Source organism: Proteobacteria bacterium CG1_02_64_396, from assembly GCA_001872725.1.
In the GTDB taxonomy this organism is placed as follows: domain Bacteria; phylum Pseudomonadota; class MNWR01; order CG1-02-64-396; family CG1-02-64-396; genus CG1-02-64-396.
On the sequence record MNWR01000025.1, the window covers coordinates 1 to 20,358 of the forward strand.

General features: G+C 63.2%; 13 protein-coding genes and 1 pseudogene. 10 read left to right on the plus strand and 4 right to left on the minus strand.

The genetic code is table 11. From position 1 onward, the window contains the following. Positions 1-251: pseudogene (locus AUJ55_02865) on the plus strand (hypothetical protein). Between the two features lie 2,117 nt (positions 252-2,368). On the opposite strand, the gene AUJ55_02870 reads toward AUJ55_02865, so the two are convergent. The 3 genes from AUJ55_02870 to AUJ55_02880 form a co-directional block, all read right to left on the minus strand. Then, complete coding sequence (locus AUJ55_02870; protein ID OIO59925.1) at positions 2,369-2,845, minus strand: signal peptidase II; 477 nt, start codon at positions 2,843-2,845, stop codon at positions 2,369-2,371. Next, on the minus strand, positions 2,845-5,694 hold the full coding sequence (locus tag AUJ55_02875) for an isoleucine--tRNA ligase (GenBank protein ID OIO59902.1): 2,850 nt from the start codon (positions 5,692-5,694) through the stop codon (positions 2,845-2,847). The genes AUJ55_02870 and AUJ55_02875 overlap by 1 nt, the downstream gene beginning before the upstream one ends. Positions 5,695-5,830: 136 nt before the next feature. Then, positions 5,831-6,784, minus strand: coding sequence for a riboflavin biosynthesis protein RibF (locus AUJ55_02880; GenBank protein ID OIO59926.1), 954 nt, complete (start codon positions 6,782-6,784; stop codon positions 5,831-5,833). Between the two features lie 818 nt (positions 6,785-7,602). On the opposite strand from AUJ55_02880, the gene AUJ55_02885 reads away from it, so the two are divergent. The 8 genes from AUJ55_02885 to AUJ55_02920 all read left to right on the plus strand — a co-directional run bounded on the left by AUJ55_02885 (position 7,603) and on the right by AUJ55_02920 (position 16,700). Next, complete coding sequence (locus AUJ55_02885) at positions 7,603-7,884, plus strand: hypothetical protein (protein OIO59927.1); 282 nt, start codon at positions 7,603-7,605, stop codon at positions 7,882-7,884. A gap of 76 nt (positions 7,885-7,960) precedes the next feature. Next, entirely contained in the window at positions 7,961-9,037 is a 1,077-nt protein-coding gene (locus AUJ55_02890; GenBank protein OIO59903.1) for a carbamoyl-phosphate-synthetase, read from the plus strand. Next, a complete protein-coding gene (locus AUJ55_02895) occupies positions 9,034-10,422 on the plus strand; it encodes a diaminopimelate decarboxylase (GenBank protein OIO59904.1) in 1,389 nt (462 codons plus the stop codon). Before AUJ55_02890 ends, AUJ55_02895 begins: the two co-directional genes overlap by 4 nt. 152 nt (positions 10,423-10,574) lie before the next feature. Further along, on the plus strand, positions 10,575-12,755 hold the full coding sequence (locus AUJ55_02900) for a hypothetical protein (GenBank protein ID OIO59905.1): 2,181 nt from the start codon (positions 10,575-10,577) through the stop codon (positions 12,753-12,755). Then, positions 12,742-13,605, plus strand: a complete 864-nt coding sequence (locus AUJ55_02905) for a hypothetical protein (GenBank protein ID OIO59906.1) — start codon at positions 12,742-12,744, stop codon at positions 13,603-13,605. Before AUJ55_02900 ends, AUJ55_02905 begins: the two co-directional genes overlap by 14 nt. Positions 13,606-13,618: 13 nt before the next feature. After that, complete coding sequence (locus tag AUJ55_02910) at positions 13,619-14,263, plus strand: hypothetical protein (protein ID OIO59907.1); 645 nt, start codon at positions 13,619-13,621, stop codon at positions 14,261-14,263. Between the two features lie 544 nt (positions 14,264-14,807). Continuing rightward, entirely contained in the window at positions 14,808-15,593 is a 786-nt protein-coding gene (locus AUJ55_02915; GenBank protein OIO59908.1) for a haloacid dehalogenase, read from the plus strand. Between the two features lie 381 nt (positions 15,594-15,974). Further along, positions 15,975-16,700, plus strand: coding sequence for a hypothetical protein (locus tag AUJ55_02920; GenBank protein ID OIO59909.1), 726 nt, complete (start codon positions 15,975-15,977; stop codon positions 16,698-16,700). Here the strand turns inward: AUJ55_02920 and AUJ55_02925 are convergent. Beyond that, the gene (locus AUJ55_02925) at positions 16,603-18,195 is read right to left on the minus strand and encodes an EpsI family protein (protein OIO59910.1); all 1,593 of its coding nucleotides are present in this window, start codon (positions 18,193-18,195) and stop codon (positions 16,603-16,605) included. The genes AUJ55_02920 and AUJ55_02925 overlap by 98 nt on opposite strands. Positions 18,196-18,228: 33 nt before the next feature. On the opposite strand from AUJ55_02925, the gene AUJ55_02930 reads away from it, so the two are divergent. Beyond that, positions 18,229-20,262 carry a hypothetical protein gene (locus tag AUJ55_02930; protein OIO59911.1) on the plus strand — a complete coding sequence of 678 codons (2,034 nt, stop codon included), beginning with the start codon at positions 18,229-18,231 and terminating at the stop codon, positions 20,260-20,262. The last annotated feature ends 96 nt before the right edge of the window (positions 20,263-20,358 follow it).

The window sequence follows — 20,358 nt, forward strand, 5'->3', positions numbered from 1 at the left end:
TGGAACAACAGATTCTCATCAGCATGGACGGACGGGGCCGGGCGCTGGACAACGTCTTCATCGAACGTTTGTGGCGCACGGTGAAGTACGAAGAGATCTACCTGTACGACCATGCCGATGGGGTGGCGCTGCACCAGGGGCTCGACCGCTACTTCCGGTTTTACAACACCGAGCGCCCCCACAGTGCCCTCGGCGGCAAGACCCCAGAACAGGTCCATCAAACCCACGGCGGAACCACCCACCGCCACTAACCGTTTACAAATTTTCGCCCCCAAACTGTCCAAGGAGTGGGGTCCACCCCAAGTCATCAGGGAAGATGCGACTAAAATACTCCCCAATAGCCGCGTCAAACACGCCGAATGAATTGATCAATCACAACTTTATTCTTGTGCAACATAAGGACCAATTTTCAACAAACAATACCACAAATATATTAGCCCAACTACTCGAGTTGTATACCCTGAAGTTTGGAGAAGACACTCGCCCGTTCTGGCTCTATTTGTCTGGGCAAGTATCCCCGCCTAATATTTCGTTGATTGCTGGATGGATGCAAGACAACGAACAATATTTTCTCGCGAGGGTTGGATTATATGATGTTGATACAACACTGATATTTTTACAGCTACTAAAATATATTAATAGCGGAAATCGGGTGGTAGTTGTTTCTCATTCAGAAGGAAATTTATACGCAAACCATGTCTACAAAATGCTTATACAGCATAACTCGTCTTGGTCAAACAATATCGGACTAATTCCCGTCGCTACTCCAGCTTCTGTTGTAGAAGACAATAGTCCTTACGTGACGTCATTGTCCGATATAATTATCATCAATGCTGCAATTGCTATTGGTAATGTGCTTACTCCAAACTCTTCGCCTGGAATCATTAGCCAAATCCTACAGAAAGAAGTTGATCCGCTTGGGCATAGCTTCATAAACTATTACCTAAAAATCCCAGGCTTGTGGGACGCTATCAGTAATAATATTTCGGCTCGCATTAGCCAATTGGTCTACCCTAATTGCCAAGCCAATCCCTGGCGACGCGTCCTCCCCCACGATTGGAGCGACGTTTACAACTGGGTCAATGCGATACCATCAAACACCGTTACTCGATCCATTCGCGACGATGTCAGTGAATGGCAATTCTACGCAAAACATTCAAGCGGTATCATTTCCATCAGCGTCGAAAGCTTCGACGGAACCGTTTATGGCGCCTTAACGCCTATACTTCTGCCCGAACCTTTTGGCCAATTCGTACCTATCCCTAGAGGTGTTGGCGTGTTGAGCTGGAAACAAAATGTGACTGGAACGTCATGTGACAACTATGCCAATTCTTCTGGTGAATGTTTTGCCGATTTTGTTGAGCTTGGCACTACCGATGTAACCCTCACTTCATTTGTATGGAATCAATCGGTATCTAGCTTTGAAACCTCGACTCAGACGATCACACTACCTCCCTATTCCATTGAGATCATCACTGACCCATTCGCGCCATCACCGAGTCCTACAGCAATTATTTCTAGCGGTATTTATTATTCATCCGGCGCACGGGAACCTCTATCTATCCAATATGCTCCGTATCGAAGCTGGTCAATAATGACCGGATCAGCCGGACCAGGAGTCTCAAAAACCCAGGTCGCTCTTATCGATGTTTCGGCGGGAAATCTGACGGCCAAACATATCCAGGCAAGTGGAGACCCATTCGGCACAAGTCAGGTAGTTGTTCCCATTGGTCCCTATACCTCCGCCCAAATGACAATGGCCCTTCAACACCCTGTCTTGCCGGGTTCAACACTCTTTTATAGTTGGGTGAACTCCCTGCAACCATTCCCTCCCATTCAAAAATGGTTCCCCTATTTATTCGATCAAAGAATCGTCGGGGCGGAAGATATTCCAGTAGCAGGTTTGAAGTTTAAAACTGCCCCTGGGGCATTTGATACAAGCTACATGGCTGGTATGCTCAACCGTACGGCATTTTCACCCCCAGCGCGGGTGCCCGAAAAAGTAATCAACCAATTCGGCACCGTAACCACAATGTTCCCAGCGGTTTTGCCCTGGGTGATTGATTTGGATGTCACTGCAGAATCCAAGGCTTTCTTTGCATGGAAAAGACCCAACTAAATACAGGCCATCGTCTGCAATGATGTCAACGGCTCCCGCAAGGGGGCCGTTTTTTCTTTGATGCTCAATCATAAACTGGCCCGCCGCCGCCAACCGGGTAGACCGCCAGTGCCACCTTCGCCTGAAATATCCCTGAATCCGTGCCCAAAAATATCCGCACCCCACCCAGTACCAGTGACGACGAATTTTTTTTGCGAGCCGCCCAGTCCATCCTGGGCGGCTCGCAAACGCTGATTCGTCAGCGCCTCCTTAACTGCGGTCGTGGCGCAGGCTGCTGACGATCAACCAGACCACCCCGCAGGTGATGAAAGAATCTGCCACGTTGAAGGCGGGCCAGTGGTGGCTGCCGAGGTAGACGTCGAGAAAGTCGACCACCTCACCAATGCGGATCCGATCCACCAGATTGCCAATGGCGCCCCCCACGATGCAGGCCACCGCGATCCGGTCGCCGAAACGGGGCAGGTTGTTGTGCGCCCACCAAATGAGGCCAATCACGATGGCCACGGCCAAAGCGACCAAAAAAAGGATACGCATCGACTCGGGCAGGTTATTGAACATGCCGAAGGCGACCCCACGGTTGTGGGTGTGGACGATGTCGAAGAATCCGGGGATGACCGGGATCGACTCCCAGCGGGCGACCGAGGCGACGATCCACCCCTTGGTCAGCTGATCGAGGGTGGCCACCGCAGTGGCCACCCCCAGCAAAATCGCGGCGCGACGCCCGATCACTGCGCCCCCACGATTACGTCGCGGCAGCGGCCGCAAACCTGGCCGTCGAGCACTTCATGACGCTCGGGGACGATGTGCCAGCAGCGGTCGCATTTCTCGCCCGCCAGGCGGCCCACCCAAATACGTGGCGAGCTTTTGATGTTTGATGTCGCTGTTCCTGATGAATCAATTTGCGCTCTGATGTGCGTCCATTGGCCTGGAAATCCTTGATCTTCTCGGTTTGGAAGATCATTCGAAAAGGTGACTTTTGAGACGATTAGAATATCTGCGACCTCTTCCTCTAAGCCTGTCAAATCTAGTACGTCCTCGGTTCTAAACCTTACTTCGGCCTCAAGCGAGGCGCCGATTTTTCCGTCCCGGCGCAGGATTTCGAGCAGCGGCAACACCCCCTCGCGCAGCCCCATCAAACGGGTGTAACGGGCCACCTCACCCTCACTCGCCACCCAATCGGCGGCGGCGAAGGTCGCCAACTGCACACTCGACTCCCGCTTGCCCGGCAGGCACTCCCAGGCCTCGTCGGCGGTGAAGGGGGTCAAGGGGGCCAGCCAGCGGATCAAGCGGTCGCCGATCAGGTAAAGCGCCGTCTGGGCGCTTTTGCGCAAGGCCCCGTCCCGCGCCTCGATGTAGAGGCGGTCCTTCAAGACGTCGAGATAGAAGGCCGAGAGATCTTCGTTGCAGAAGCGGTGCAGTTCGCGGGCCGCCGCCTGAAAGTCATACCCCTCATAGGCGGCCAGCACTTTGGCCCCGGTCCGCCGCGCCCGGTCGAGCATGAAGCGCTCCAGCGGTAGCAGATCGTCCCAGGCGATGGTGTCGGTGGCCGGGTCGAAGCCGTCCAGACTCCCCAGCAAATAACGCAGGGTGTTGCGCAGGCGGCGGTAGGTGTCGGCCTGGCGGTCGAGGATCTCGCCCCCGATGCGCACGTCGGAGCGGGTGTCCTCGCTGGCAACCCAAAGTCGCAGCACGTCGGCGCCGAATTTGCCGATCACCTCCTGCGGCGCCACGGTGTTGCCCAGGCTTTTGCTCATCTTGCGCCCCTGGGCATCGAGGACGAAGCCGTGGGTCAGAACCGCCTTGTAGGGGGCTTGGCCATTGGCGGCCACCGAGGCGAGCAGGCTCGATTGAAACCAGCCGCGATGCTGGTCGGAGCCCTCTAAATACAGATCGGCGGGCCAGGCCAGATCGTCCCGGGTTTTCAGGACCGCCGCTTGACTAACCCCCGAATCGAACCAGACGTCGAGGATGTCGGTTTCCTTGGTGAATTCGGTCGAGCCGCAGTGGGGGCAGGTTTCCCCTTCAGGCAAGAAGTCGCTCACCGGCCGCTCGAACCAGGCGTCGACCCCCTCCTGCTCGACGAACTCGGCCACCCGTTCGGCGATGCGCCGGTCGAGCAGCGGGGCGCGGCAGTCGCCGCACTCCACGACCGTGATCGGGGCGCCCCAAGCCCGCTGGCGCGAGATGCACCAATCGGGACGTCCCGACACCATGTTGTGGATCCGCTCGCGTCCCCACGAGGGAATCCACTGGGTCAGGTCGATCTCGGCCAGGGCACGAGCGCGCAGCTCGTCGTGCTCCATCTGGATGAACCACTGCTCGGTGGCCCGGAAGAGGATCGGCCCTTTGCAACGCCAGCAGTGGGGGTAGCTGTGGTTGAGGGGGGAGTGGGCCAGCAGCCGCCCGCGCCCCTCCAATACTTCGAGGATCACCTTGTTGGCAGCTTTGGTGGTCATCCCCGCCACATGGGGGATCCCCTCGACGAAGCGACCGTGGTCGTCCACCGGGTTTTCCACCGGCAGGTTGTAACGCTGCCCCGCCTCGAAATCCTCCTGGCCGTGGCCGGGGGCGGTGTGAACTGCGCCGGTTCCGGCTTCGAGGGTGACGTGGTCGCCCAAAATCACCGGCACCCAGCGCTCCAGGAAGGGGTGCTGCAACTTGGCCCCTTCAAGATCGCGCCCCTTGATCGGCTCGCCGACGAAGTGGGCGCTCAAACCGGTCGCCTCAAGGAACTGCGCTTGCAGCGCCTCGGCGACCACGAACTGCCCCTTGTCGGTATCGAGCGCCACGTAGTCAAAATCGGGATGCAGCGCCACCGCCTGGTTGGCCGGCAGGGTCCAGGGGGTGGTGGTCCAGATGACCAGCGCCGCCTCTTCAGGCAGGCGATGGCGACCCGCCTCGCCGTCGGCGAAGGGGAAGGCGACGAAGATGGCGGGGGAGGTGTGGTCGTGGTACTCGATCTCGGCCTCGGCCAGGGCGGTGACACACGAGGGACACCAGTGGATCGGCTTGGCGCCGCGCACCAGATGGCCCGATTCCATCAGTTTGCCCAGCTCGCGAACAATCGCCGCCTCGTAACCGAAGTTCATGGTCAGGTAGGGGTTGTCCCAGTCGCCCAAAATCCCCAGCCGCTTGAATTCCTCCCGCTGACTGTCGACCCACCCCTTGGCGTACTGCCGGCAGGCGGTGCGGAATTCGGCGGGGGGCACATCCTCTTTCTTGCGCCCCTTCTTGATGAATTGCTCCTCGACCTTGAGCTCGATGGGTAGGCCGTGGCAGTCCCAGCCCGGCACATAGGGGGCCCGCATGCCGCGCATCGACTTGGTGCGGACGATGAAATCCTTGAGCACCTTGTTCACCGCATGGCCGATGTGGATGTTGCCGTTGGCGTAGGGGGGGCCGTCGTGGAGGACGAAAAGCTCGGCGTCGGCGCGCTCGGCCAGAAGACGGCTGTAAAGGTTCTGGGATTCCCACTGAGCCAGCCGCTCCGGCTCCCGCTTGGGCAGATTGCCCCGCATCGGGAAGTCGGTTTTGGGGAGGCTGACGCTCTCTTTAAGGGTGGTTGGGGTGGTCATAAAAACCTCGCTGCGGAGGCCGGCTATAGCCGGTTTATTAGTAAATTCGATGTCTGTGGTGGATGCGCTGCGCTTATCCACCCTACGTCGGAGCTGGGGTAGGGTGGATAAGCGCAGCGCATCCACCATCACCCCCTCAGGGAATGGAGTACTCCGGCTGGGCAGCAGGATGCCCGGCCAGAATGGCCCTCCCTTGTTCGATGTCGCTGCGTATCTGGGTCACCAGTTCCTCCACGCCGCCGAATTTCACCTCGCCGCGCAGCCGCTCGATCCAGGCGACGATCAAACGATGGCCGCGCAGGGGCACACTCGGCTCTTCGAGCAGATGCACCTCGGCATGGCGCGCCTCGCCCCCAAACGTCGGGTTGGTGCCGATGTTCGCCACACCGTCACGCATGCCGTCGGGGGTCAGCACCCGCACCGCGTAGACCCCGTCGGGGGGGAGGATGGCGTTGTCGTGGGCCGAGAGGTTGGCGGTCGGAATCCCAATCGTCCGACCCCGTCCCGCCCCCGGTACCACACGGGCCAGGGTCCAGTGGGGGCGTCCCAACAGGGTGAAGACCTGGTGCAGATCGGCCTGCTCCAGCGCCAACCGCACTGCGGTGGAGGAGACCGTCTGCCCCGCGAGTTGGAACGGTTCGTGCTGCCGCGCCCAAAAGCCGAGTTGCTCCCCCGCCTCTTTCAGCGTCTGAAATCCCCCGGCCCGACCCTTGCCGAAGGCGAAGTCATACCCAACCCGCACCCCCTGGGCATTCAAGCCGTCGGCCAGGGTCGCCTTCATGAAGGTGGCGGGATCGGTGGCGGCAAGCGCCTGGGTGAAACGCAGCACCACCAGCGCGTCGATGCCGCTGCGGGCGAGCAGCCACGCCTTGACCGGGAAGGGGGTCAGGCGGGGGACTTTGATCCCGCGCACCACCTCGCGGGGATGGGGTTCGAAGGTGACCGCCACGGCGGGAACCCCGGCGGCGCGGGCCTCGGCGACCGCATCGCTCAGGATCGCCTGATGCCCCCGATGGACCCCGTCGAAGTTGCCGATGGTGACGATCCCCCCCCGGTCCTCGGGGTGCAGGGCCGAAAGGCCGCGACGAATCTTTAAAGGGCTGCCGTCGGGACGTTCCGGGAAGAAGTGAACCAAGCTCATGGAATGGGGCGACTCGAAGGGCTGCATGCAGCGAAAAAGCGCTGAAAAATCAAAGGGGCGCAACAATACTGACTGGGGCTTGCCCGGTCAAAAGCAACAGTCCGGTTTTTCAAGGGTTTATTGGACCGCCCCGGCCTGTTTTGGCGGTCGATTCAAGCCTAAGAAGTGATGATGCAAGTAGATATGCAAGTGACCGCTCGCACATGGCCTCTTGACCTCGAAAATTTTGATTTCATCATGCCCCAACTTTGGTTCAGAGCCGTACCTCAATCTGGAAGGAAACCACCATGAGCACCTTGAGTCCCCGACAAACCGCCATCGTCTCAGCGGTCGCCGCCTTGGTAGGCGAGCATCCACTCGCGGCGCTGACCACTCAGGCCATCGCCACTGCCACCGAGTTGTCGGAGGGGGGACTGTTCCGCCACTTCCGCAGCAAGGGGGAGATCCTCATCGCCTACCTCGAAGGGGCTGCCGCCCGACTTGAAGCGATCCTTTCCCCCTTGGCCGACCAGCCCCCCGAGTTCGCCCTCGACCGTCTGGCCGCAGCCCTGCGCGACGCCCCCGACCTGGGCAACCTGCTCCTCAACCACCAGGGGGTCGAGGGGGAGGTCGCCGCCGCTTGGCAGGCGATACAGGCGCTGCTGGAGCGCTTCCTCACCGATTTGGCCAAACGCAGCGACCTGCCCGCCGGGGTGCAGCCCAAAACCTATCTGGGTGAACTCAAAGAGAACCTGCGCCGGGCGGTGGTCGAGGACGAGGAGACTCATCTGCCCTGGCAGCCGAGCAAAGGGCTCGACCTGCCCGAACTTGAGGTGCTCGGCCGCCTGGCCCTGAATCCCAGCGGCTTTGTCTTCGATCCGGTCACCGGGGTCTCGCTGACCGCCAACGGCCCGGGGCTGGCGCTGCTGCGCCATTGGCAGGGGGAGCCCGAGCCGACTCTGGAGGGCTCGGTGGCGGTGTTGACCGAAGGGTTCGAGGTCGACCGCCGTACCGCCGAGCGGGACATCCTCGATTACGCCGCGCTGGTGCGCGAGGCGTTGCCCCGGTGAACACCAAAAAGCAGGGCGAAAAGCGGGCTCACGCACAGCCGCCGTTGCTCTTGATCTTGTTTTGAAAGGACGACCCATGCCCCGACACCCCCTAACCGTGGCGGTCACCGGTCTGAACGCCACCGACAATCCGGCCCCCGGCGTCGCGGTGATCCGTGCGCTGCTGGCCGACCCCGAGTTCGACCTGACCATCATCGGGCTCGCCTACGATGCGCTGGATCCCGGCATCTACATGAACGATCTGTGCGACCGGGTTTATTTGATCCCCTTCCCCTCCAGCGGCGAAGAGGAGCTGCTGGGGCGGCTGGCGGCGATCCATGCCGAAAACCCCATCGATTTGCTTATCCCCACCCTCGACGCCGAGCTGCTCAGCTTTGTCCACCTCGAAGCGCAGCTCGCCGAGTTGGGGATCAAAATGCTGGTTCCGACCGAGGAGACCCTGCGCTTGCGGGGCAAGGATCGGCTGCCCGAACTGGCCGCCAAGGCGGGGATTCCGGCGCCGCGCACCGAGCCGATCGGCGATCCCGGCTTTTTTGCGAGTGCCGTCAAAGAGGGATGGCGCTACCCCCTGGTGGTGAAGGGCATCTTCTACGATGCCAAGGTGGTGCACACCGTCGAGGCGGGGATCGCCGCCTTTCACGCCATTGCCGCCCAGTGGGGGCTGCCGCTGCTGGTGCAGGAGTACGTGGCGGGGGAGGAGTACAACCTATCCGCCGTGGGGGATGGTGAGGGGCGCTTGCTCGGGCCGGTGATGATGAAAAAGACCTTCCTCACCGAGAAAGGCAAGGGGTGGGCCGGGGTGTCGATCCTCGACCCCGCCTTTTTGGTCGCCGCCGAAAAACTGGTCGCCGGGCTCAACTGGCGCGGCGGACTGGAGGTCGAGGTCAAGCGCCGTCCCGACGGATCGCTGCTTCTGCTGGAGATCAACCCCCGCTTCCCCGCCTGGATCTACCTCTCGGTCGGGGTGGGGCGCAACCTGCCCGCCCTGCTGGCGCGGCTGGCGCTCGACCTGCCGCTGCCCGATTTGACCCCCTACAAAGCCGGGACCATGTTCGTCCGTTTCAGCCAGGACATGATCGTCGATTTGGCCGACTTCGAAGCGGTGGCGGTGACCGGCCACCTGAACCATGACACCCAAGGAGGCGCCCCATGAACGCCACCACCACCACCCGTCGTCCCTACGAAAAACCGACCCTGGTCCGCCACGTCGGCGGCATGCTCAACAAGTTCGGCCGCTCCGGGTTTGTCCCCCCCATCGAGGCGGTCGACGGGGTGCGAATTCGCGACCTGATCGCCCAGCACGGCTCGCCGCTCTTTGTCATCAGCGAGCAGAAGGTGCGCAGCAATGTGCGCCGTCTGCGCGACGCCTTCACCCGTCGTTACCCCAAGGTGCGCATCGGCTGGTCCTACAAAACCAACTATCTGGGGGCGGTGTGCGGGATCATGCACCAGGAGGGATCCTGGGCCGAGGTGGTCAGCGACTTCGAATACGAAAAGGCGCGCGATCTGGGGGTGCCGGGCGACAAGATCCTCTTCAACGGCCCCGGCAAAAACCGGGCGATCCTGGAGCGGGCGATCAAGGAGGGGGCCCACCTGCATGTCGATCACTTCGACGAACTCTTCCTCATCGAGGAGCTGGCCCAGGAGCTCGATACCGAGGTCAACCTCACCATCCGCCTGAACATGGATACCCACCACGCCCCGGTTTGGGGGCGGTTCGGGTTCTCCATCGAGGCGGGGCAGGCCTTCGACGCGGCGCGGCGCATCGCCTCCTGCGACAAACTCCACTTGACCGGGCTGCACAGCCACGTCGGCACCTTCATCCTCGACAAGGAGGCCTACGCCGAGGAGATCAAGTCGCTGGTCGCCTTCATGAACGAGGCCGAGGCGATTACCGGCGACACCATCGAGACCCTCGACATCGGCGGCGGCTTCGCCTCGAAGAACGCCCTACAGGGGACCTACCTGCCCCCCGAACAGGTGGTGCCCAGCTACGAGCAATACGCCGAAACCGTTTGCGGTGCCCTGATGGCGGCGACCCGGGGCCGCAAGGCGCTGCCGACCTTGGTGCTGGAAACCGGGCGGGCCCTGATCGATGACACCGAGATACTGGTGACCTCGGTGGTGGCCAATAAGCGGCTGCCCAACGGACGGCGGGCCGTGGTGGTCGACGCCGGGGTGGGGGTGCTGTTCACCGCCTTTTGGTACAACCACGCCCTGCATCCGACCCGTACCTTGACCGGTCAGCCCGAGGAGTGCGCCGTCTTCGGCCCGCTGTGCATGAACATCGACGTGGTGCGCCAAACGGTGGTGCTGCCGCCGCTGCCGGTGGGCGAGCCTTTGGTGGTCACCCCGGTGGGGGCCTACAACAACACCCAGTGGATGCAGTTCATCCAGTACCGCCCCGCCGTCGTGATGGTCCACCCCGAGCAAAAGGTCTCGGTGGTGCGCCGGGCCGAAAAGCTGCAAGACGTGATCGGCTGCGAGGCGGTGCCGGAGCATCTGGGGGCGAAGTTTCCCGAGGGGATGGGGCGGTGAGGAGGAAGACCCCCAAGGGTGCGGCTGGGGGGGGCAGGCGGCACACCCCGGCACCCCCTCGCCGGGCCGGGTGCTGGGTCCACCGATTCTCGGACAGAGTTCTGCTTCCATAGTCCCCATCGACCACTTCCGTCTTGCAGGGAGGCGACCCCATGACCCACGACGACCTACCTAAAAAACACTGGCTCGCCCCCCTCGACGAGCTGGCCCGGGCCTACGCCGCCATCGGGTTTCTTCCCTTTCCCAAGGCGGGGTGGCTGTTCGCCGCCGCCACCTTTGTCTTCCCCAACACGGCGCTGGCCGGACTCCTCGGGGGGGCGATGGGGCTGATGGTGGCGCGGCTGCTCGGCTTGGGAACAAGCCCTCAAGAGCGGGGCTGGATTGCCTTCAACGCCCTGCTTGTCGGTCTTTCGCTGGGCGCCTTCTATCGGCTGGATCTGCACCTGCTGCCGCTGCTGGCGGCGGGGAGCATCATGGCGGTGCTGCTGACCGAAACCTTGCATGTGGTGCTGGGGCGGCTGCTGGGATTGCCGGTGCTGTCGCTCCCCTTCGTGTTCACCACGCTGCCCCTCTATTTCGCCATCCAGGGGTTCGGCAACATCGGCTTTTACCCGGCGCTGCTGGTCCACCGCGATCCCCTCTTTCCACCGCTGATCGACAGCTTCTTCACCCACTTAGGGGCGGCCCTTTTTGCCCCCCATCCGGTGGCGGGGATGCTGATCTTCATCGGCTTGCTCATCGCCTCGCGTTGGCTGGCGCTGCTGGCGGTCAGCGGTTTTGCGGCAGGCGGCCTGTTTCAGGTGGTCATGACCGGTTTTCTGCCCTCGATGCCCGGCTCCTGGGTCGGCTTCAACGATATGTTCACCGCCATGGCGGTGGGGGGGGTCTTCGTGGTTCCGGGGCTGCGCGCCTGGATTCTGGCGGTCGCCGCCGCCATGGTGACCTCGCTGGTGGCGGCGAGCCTAACCTCGATTCTGGCCATTTCGGGTCTGCCGATCCTGGCCCTGCCTTTCAATCTGGTTACCTTGACCCTGCTGCTGACCCTGGCCCAGCGCCCCCATCCGGTGGCCCCTTACCTGATTCTGCACCGCCCCGATCTGCCCGAGGTCAGCCGCCGCCGGGCGAGTTTGGCCCAGGCGCGGCTGGGTGCCATCGAAAGCCTGCCATTGCGCCCCCCCTTCTTGGGGCAATGGAGCATCTACCAGGGGTTCGACGGCCCCCACACCCATCGCGGCCCCTGGCGCCATGCGCTCGACTTTATTGTGTTGGGGGACGACGGTAGGTCGTTCGAGGGGGAGGGGAGCAAGGTCGAGGATTACCACTGCTTCGGGCTGCCGGTGGTCGCCCCTGCGGCGGGGACGGTCACCCAGATTCGCGACCACCTGCCCGACACCCAACCGGGCGATCTGGGGGCGCGCGACGCCTGGGGCAACGTGGTGGTGTTGCAGGTCTCCCCCTACCGCTATGTGGTGCTGGCCCATCTGATGCCCTATTCGATCAAGGTTAAGGTGGGTGATCGGGTCGAGCTGGGGCAAACCCTGGCCCGCTGCGGCGCCTCGGGCCGCGCCCCCCAGCCCCACCTGCACATGCAGGTTCAGCAGACCCCGACCGTGGGGGATGCGACCCTCCCTTTCCACCTCACCGCCCTGATCGATGAAACCGGCCACTACCGGCTGCATACCATTCCGGTTCAAGGGGGGAGCGTCACCCCGGTGGAGCCCTCCCCCGCCTTGGCGCCGCTCCTCCATCCCCCGGTCGGCACCCAGTGGCGTTTTGCCTGGGAAGACAATCAAGGGGGAGGTGGTGAGGAGGTGCTCACCCTGAGCGCAACCTTGCTCGGGGAGCTGCGACTCAGCAGCGGTGGCGGCGGTTCGGTGGGGATCAACCTGGCGCACGGGGTGACCACCCTGTTTGATCCGGTCGGGGTCGACACCCCGGTGCTGGCGATCCTGATGCAGGCCACGGGGATCACCCCCCACGCCGACGAGACGGGGATGACCTGGGTGGACGCCCCGGACCCCTCGTGGCTCTTTTTGCCCACCCTGCGGCGGGGGCGGGAGATCCTCTTCGATTTGGGCTGGCCCGAGCCGGTCGGGGTTTCGTTAAGCCGTGAGGCGACCCGGGAGGGGTGGCGGCAAACCGCGGTGCTGCGTCTGAAACAGGCCGGTTTGCCCGACCTGGTTCAAGAGGCGAGCGCCACCTTTGTGCGGGGTCAGCTCGGCCCCGACACCCTGAGCGGCACCTTTCGCGGCCGCGCCATCACCGCCCAGCAAACCGGGCGGCAACAAATTGCCGATGTCGGCATTCCAGGAGGAGCGGATGAGCCCCAGTAAAACTCGGATCTTCGTCTTGGCGGCGCTCTGCCTGGGCGCCCCGGCGGCGGCGCCGGTAGCCCATGCGGGGATGGTTTGGACCCCCACCGTTAATCTCGACGGATACGCGCTGCTGTATACAGGATCCAACACCCGGCAAGGGGGGATCGGTGCCAAGGCGAGCCTCGCTACCACCTATCTGGAGCGGTGGCGCCTGCGCGGTTCAGCCATTCTGGAGTCGGTCGGTTTCAAGGATGGCAGCGGTATTCTTCAACACGGGTTTTCGCTTGGGGCTGGGGTGAATTTCTTCAGCGATAGCCCCGCCGGGGTGTGGGCTTTGGACGGCGATCTGTTCAAGATCGACAACAACGACGCCACCGGACAAAGCGGCAACCTCTCGGTCGCCGCCCTGCGGTTGTCGTTCAGCGACCGGGGGGGGAGAGGGGCGGTGGGGATCGGAGCCGTCCGCTCCCACTACGGCGATCTGGGGATCGACGTCACCCAGGGCGACCTGGGGGGTCGGCTCTATTTCGACCACGGAACCTATCTTGCTTTGGGGTTGCGCAGCATCGCTCCCGGCGCCGCCTCACCCACCCTGGCCTACATGGGGGAGGTCGGTTGGACCACCGACTCGGGGACCCTATCGGCCTGGGGTCGGGGGGGGACTCAGCAGTTCGCGGTCGACGCCGACCAAGGCTGGATCGTCAACTTGGCCGACCGGCAGCAAAAGGGGGGTGGCCTGCAATGGCGGGGCCATTTCGACCGCTGGAGCTCCTGGAAAATCGGCGCCTTTTGGGAACAACTCAGCCCCACCACCGGGGGGGTCTACAACAGTGTGGGGGGCAGCGCCTCCCTCTTTTATGCGTGGTAAGGAGAACAAAACGATGAGGAATCCCATTCATGGCGGTCTACTGGCCTTGATGTTGATCGCCGGATTGAGCCTCGCCGGTGTTGCCCAGGCGCAGCCCAGCACCACGGTCGAAGACAAACTCGCGACCTCGTATCAGCTTGAGGTGCAGGGCAAATACCCCGAAGCACTGGCAGCGCTCAGCGACATCATTCCCAACGGCACCGGGGTCGCCGAGTTTTTGGCGCTGCGCAGCGGTTGGCTGCTCTACCTGGCCGAGCGCTACGGCGATGCGTTGGAGGCCTACCAACGGGCCGCCACCCTCAACCCCCGCTCGGTCGAGGCGCACCTGGGGGCGAGCCTGCCGTTGATGGCCCAATACCGCTGGCGCGAGGCGGCCCAGGAGTGCCGCAACGCCCTGAAAATCGCCCCCGGCAATCAGACTGCCGCAGTGCGTCTGGTGGTGCTGACCACCTACCTGGCCGATTGGAGTCAGATCGCCGAGACGGCCCGGCAGGTCCACGCCATGTACCCCACCGATCTGGATGCCCTGTATTGGCTGGCGCGGGGATTGTCGGAATCGGGTCAGCTCAACGAGGCTCGCCCCTATTGGCGGCAATTGCAGGCGTTGGTCCCAGGTCACGCCGAGGCCAAGGCGTGGCTGGAGGTGCCTGTTTCATAGGGGTCGTGTTGGGTTGGGGCGGTGTTGCCCCCTCATTCGCGGTCGGGGACCGCTCCTACAAAGGGGTGTTGGCGCCGCCATGGGGCTTGTGGGAGGCGACTTCTGTCGCCGAAGCGAAGCCGGGGCGGTGGGTTTGGCTCCAGGTTGAGGCGGCCTTGGTTTCGGCGTCCCCCCGGTTGGGGGCGGTGTTGCCCCCTCATTCGCGGTCGGGGACCGCTCCTACAAAGGGGTGTTGGCGCCGCCATGGCCTGTGGGAGGCGACCTCTGTCGCCGAAGCGAAGCTGGGGTGGTGGGTTTGGCTCCAGGTTGAGGCGGCCTTGGCTTCGGCGTCACCCCGGTTTGGGGGCGGTGTTGTCCCCTCACTCGCGGTCGGGGACCGCTCCTACAAAGAGGTGTTGGCGCCGAAGCGAAGCTGGGTAGACGCACCTAGCCCAAGGTTGGGGCAACCAACCCGATCCCGAGTTTTCCCTCACTTTAAGACCACTGTAAAACCCTTGGACGGATCCCTCGTTTCTCTCACCCCCACCCTCGTGCGAGGTGGCCCATGAGCCTCGACACCGTATTGCTCGATCTCGATGGGGTGCTTTATGTCGGCGACACCCCCATCCCCGGCGCTGTCCAAGCCGTGCAAACCCTGCAAGAGCGGGGCTACCGGCTGGCCGGAGTGACCAACACCTCGACCCGCAGTCGGGCTCAGGTTCATGCCAAACTTGGCGCCCTGGGTTTTTCCCTTCCCCGCAGCCATCTCTTCACCCCCGCCGCCCTGGCGGTAGCCAACATCGGTGCCCGTAAGGCGGCCCTCTTCATTCATCCCCATTTGGCCGAGGATTTCCAAACGGTCACCCGTGACGACGCCGATCCCGAGGTGGTGGTGATGGGCGATGTGGGGGGGCAGGGCTACTCAGGGGCGACCCTGCAACAGATCTTCACCCAGGTGATGGGGGGGGCGCAGTTGATTGCCTTGCACAAAAACCGCTATTGGCTCACAGAGCAGGGGTTGCACATCGACCTGGGGGCGTTTGTTGCCGCCATCGAATACGCCACCGGGCGGCAGGCGGTGGTGTTGGGCAAACCGGCCACCCCCTTTTTTACCGAGGTTCTGGCCGCCCTGAACACCACCCCCGAACGGGCCTTGATGGTGGGGGACGATCTTGAGGCCGATGTGGGGGGGGCGCAGGGGGCGGGGCTCAGGGGGGCGTTGGTGCAGACAGGCAAATTCCGCCCCGAGGTGTTGGCCCGCTCCCCCATTGTTCCCAGCGCGGTGTTGTCGAGTATTCGCGATCTCCCGGGGTGGTTGGAGCGGTTGAGCAGGGAAAAGGCGCCCGGTTGATCCCAAGGGGGTATCATCGCCCGCGGCGGCGCATTTCAGGGCATCCCTAAATACCGCCTTCTTGGCGGTATTTGGAGAAACGCTGATTCAAGGCCGCCTGCCTTGAATCAGCACGCTCCGCCAGAACCAAAAGTAGGTGTTCTGAAGCGAGTGGTTTTTGCTTCGCTTTTAAAAGCAGTCATTTACGTTCCTGATTTTGGCAGCCCATCCCTGGGTTGCTCGGAAGCACTGAATAAATCAGCGCTTCCTTAGGGATGCCCGTCCGAACCATTGGCAGGATCGGACGTCGAATTGTGCAGACGTTTTGAGACGTTTTGGCGTTGAAAATGACGCGGGAAGGGGGCTGTGATGAGACGATTTTCTGCACTTCGAGCCGCTGGTTTGGGGCTGGTCGGCGCCTTGGCGGTGGCGGCGCCGAGCCATGCGGTGGCGGTGATTACCCCCGATCTGGTACCCCTGGTCGAAGAGGGGATCGCCGTGGCCGATCCGCTGGCCTTCGGATTCGACGCAGCCAACATCACCCTGACCTACGACACCGTGGTTTCGGTGATTTTCGTCAGTGAGGGGGCCGGTTATCGCAGCACCTTCGGCTGGTACGACGCCTCGCTCGATCCCACCCTGCCCACCAATCGCAACGTTATTTGGAACAACGCCTCGATGGCGGGATCGGGGGGAAGCCTCAACACCGGCGATACCGTCACCTTGGGTAGCTTTGCGGCGGGCAGCGCCATCGGCTTTTTTCTGACCGCCGACGGCTTCAGCAACGCCAGCGCCCCCACCTACTACACCAACACCCCCTACAACCCCGACGGCGGGGTGATCCACACCGTGTCGAGTCTGCTCCCCATCGAGGGGTTGGTGGCGTTGGGTTTTGAGGATCTCTGGGGCGGCGGCGACCGGGATTACAACGACGTGGTGGTCGCCATCGATCTGGGGCCGACCAACGTTGCCTCGTTGCCTGGCATCCCCGAAAACGACACCTGGATTTTGCTGTTGTCCGCCGGGCTCTTCATGGCCTTGACGCTGTGGTGGCGCGCTCGCCCGGCCCCTGCGGTGATTCTTCGTGCGGCGCCCCCAGTACCCCATGCAGATCGGGAAGGGTTGTGAGCATCGCCTTAAGCCGCTCCCGCCCCTGGTCCAGCGCCGCCGCTGAGCGATCCTGGTAGGGCAGGGGGGTCGAGAGGTGAACCAGGACCACCGTTCCCCCCTGCCTCGCAAGCCCCCCCAAGATTTGCGCCCAGCGCATCGGCCAGTAGTCGGTCGCCCAGTGGTCGCCGATACGGTAGGCATACCAATCCAGGCGATTGAGTCGAGAACGCTGTTCCTCCTCGACGATCTCCATCACCTGGGCCGGTTGGCGCACTGCGTCTGCTGCCAACAGGCGGGGGGTTTGCTTCAGCATTCGCCAGCCCTGGGAGCGGTAGCAATAACGGGGATCGTCCACATCCCGCCCCTGCCCCCCCCAATGGACCATCAGCAGGGTGTCGACCAAGCCGGGGTTGGGGGGGGGCGACCAGGCGCGGCCCGCTTGAATCTCGGCCCCCTGCCCCAGGGTGCGCGTCATCTCCCCCACCGCATTGGCCAGCAGTGGCCCATCGACGCTCACCCACCCGGTCGGATTGGGCCAAACGGGCACCACCCCCCTGGGTTGGTGCGGACCAGGTACGAGGGCGGCATCGAGCAGGAGCAGCGCCAGGGCGATCAGCGGCAAGAGGGGGGAACGGGTGGTCAGTGGGGGGATGACGCGAGGGGTGGTGGGATGGAGCCGGAATCGGCGCCAGCGTCCGGCGGGCAGGCCCAGCCAAAGCAGCAAAACAGCCACTTCCAGCACGATCAACAGGGGGGCGCCGATCTGCTCGACCCAGACCATCGCCGCCTCAGGGTGGCCGAAGTGGCCCAGTACCACCGCCCCGATCAAACGCAGGGTGTTGCCGGTGAGAATCAGCACCAGCAACAGGGGGAGCACCCCCAGCCGGTGCCACCGGTCGCCCCAGCCGCTGCCCAGCAGCCATACCGCCACCGTCAACAACGCCGCCAGGGAACGTAGCCCCGAGCAGGTCTCCTCGACCACCAGACGGAATCGTCCTGAGTCGAGGATGATCCCCTCTTGCAAAACCGGCAGTCCCAAGGTGTCGAGCACCCAGCGAGCGGCGCTGGCCGACCATTCTTGCAGCGGCAGCGCCAGCGATTGCACCACCCCCCAGGGCCAGGGGATCGCCAGCAGGGTGAAGAGCAGGGGAAAGGCGACCGGGGCAAAGCGGGTCGGCCCCATCCCCCAGGCCAGCCAGCCGATGCAGCCGGTGGCCCAGCCCAGGGCGCTTAAGGTGTCGATGCGGGCCTGGGTGGCCAGAGACAGCAGCAGCACCCCGCCGACAAGCAGGGAATTGATGGTTAAAGTCCAAACTTCTCTTTGATGAGGAGAAAAATCGGGCGAGGATCGCCCCTGTTTTTGGCCGGGGGATCCGCGCAACCAACGCGCCGTCGCCACCCCCAGCCCCCACAGCACCACCACGGGACCATGACTGAAGTAGGGGTCGTTATGCCACGCACGAACCAGCCAGGGGAGCACATCGAATCCCCGCCACAGGAGCAGGAGTCCCACCCCTACGAAGAACGGGGCGGCGCCTCGGAGCGGATGGACTGGATGCACGAGGATGAACCCTCACTGGGCGATAGGGTGATGGAGGCCGAAGAACGACGTCATCGGTATTGGGGACTGTTGCTGGTGCTGCTGCTCCTGGCCGGGGGGGGCGCGGCGGCACTGCTTCAGTTCTCGCCCGAACGGCGTTACGAACGGCTGATAACGTCGGCCTGGATGCAGGCTCAGGCCGGTTCGTGGCAAGAGGCCGAGGTCTCCATCCGCAAGGCGCTGGAACAACGCCCCGACGATAAACGCATGCTCAATCTACTGCTCGATACCCTTCTGGCCCAGCGAAAGGTCGATGAGGCGGTGGCGCGACTCGATCAGGAGCTGCGCAGCCACCCCGACGTCGACAATCTGCATCGTTACCTCGAATTGGCACCGGGGCGGATCCCCTCGGTGCAGGTGGAGCAAACCGCCCGGATCATGCGGGGCAGCCTCACGGTAGGGCAGCGCTGGATGGCCGATGTGCTGCTGGCCCGTGAAGCCTTTTTAGACAGCCACTGGAGCGAGGCGGAGCGGCTGCTGTTGCAGGCGATCGACGACAACCCCAAGGCGCGGCAACCCCGGGTCGACCTGGGACAGCTCTATCTGGCCACCAATCGGCCCGGCGACGCCATGGAGGTCTTCCACTCCCGCCTGAACATCGACCCCACCGATTGGGAGGCCTACCTGGGGATCGGGCTGGCCCAGCGCCAGCAGGGGCACACCGAAGAGGCGCTCAATGCGTTTGTCACCGCCGGATCCTCGGTCGGTCCGGGGGGGCAGGTCGCCCTGCTCAATGCCGCTTCGGCCTCGATGGATCTGCGCAATCTCATCGAGGCGCGCCGCTTTTTGCAAATCCTCGACGACCGCTACCCCGGCGACCCCGAGGTGCGCCACCTCAAGTTCCGTCAGGCGTTGCTGGAGCATGACGAGGCGGAGTTCTTTCGGCAGATTGACGCGGTTCAAACCTGGACCCCCCAGACCTTCATCGAGGTGGTCGATTGGTGCCTGATGCTGCAACACGCCTCCTGGGCGATGACCCTGATGGAGCGCTACGCCCCCCCCGGCCTGCCCGAACAAACCCAGACCACCATCCATTTTAGGGCGTTGGTGGCGATGAACCGTTTCAAGCAGGCCCAAGCGCTGGCCCAAACCCAGTCGCCCCCGCTGCGCCGTTTCATGGAGGGGGAGATCGCGGTAGCCCGAGGGCAGTGGGATCGGGCCGAGCAGATTTATGAAGGGCTTCTCGACGATCCGAGTATCCCCCCCGAGGTCTCGGGGTTGGCCGACCTGCGCCTGGATGGGGTGAGGTCGGTGCTGCATTTGAGCACCCGCCTCAACACCAGGGATCAAATGCAGATGCAGCTGGCCCAGGGCAAGGGGGCTACGGTGCTTCAGCAATTGGCCAAGGCGCAGGTCCACACCCCCCAGACCGACCTGATGGGGGTGCTGGCATTGCTGCAAATGGGGGATCGGGATCGCGCCCTCAAGGCGCTCGATGCCGTGCTCGAAAAAGCCCCCACCCTGGAGGACGCCCTGATTGTCTGGGGGGAGGAGGTCGGGGTGAACCATCCAACCCAGGGGATCGCCCGTCTACGCAAGGCGCTTAAACAGGGGGTCGACGGCCCCCGCATCCGCACCCTGCTGGGAAAGCTGTTTTACCGGGCGGAGGACCGGCGCGACGCCGTGGAGGCGTGGCAAGAGGTACTCAAGCGCTGGCCGGAGCATCTGCCCGCTGCAATCTTGTTGGGGCAGGCGGCGATCCTCGACGACCGCTGGAGCGATTCGGTGCGTTGGTGGGAAATCGCCGTTTCGCTCGCCCCCGACAACGCCACCGCACTAAACAACCTTGCCTTTGCCTTGCTCAAGGCGGGGCAGCAGGGAGAACGGGCGCTACGTCTGGCCGAGCGGGCGACCATGATCGATCCCGAACGGGCCGCCTACCTCGACACCCTGGCCTCCGCCCTTGAGCGCAGCGGCCAGGGGGAACAAGCGGCGCAAGTGCGGACCCACATCACACAATTACGGATGAAAAAACCTTAAGAATCCAAGCCTTGCCTTGTCTGCGCCTCCCCCGGCGTTCATTCTTTGCCGACCAGATTTTGCAATTTCACCGACCTTCGCCCTCTGGGCCTCGAC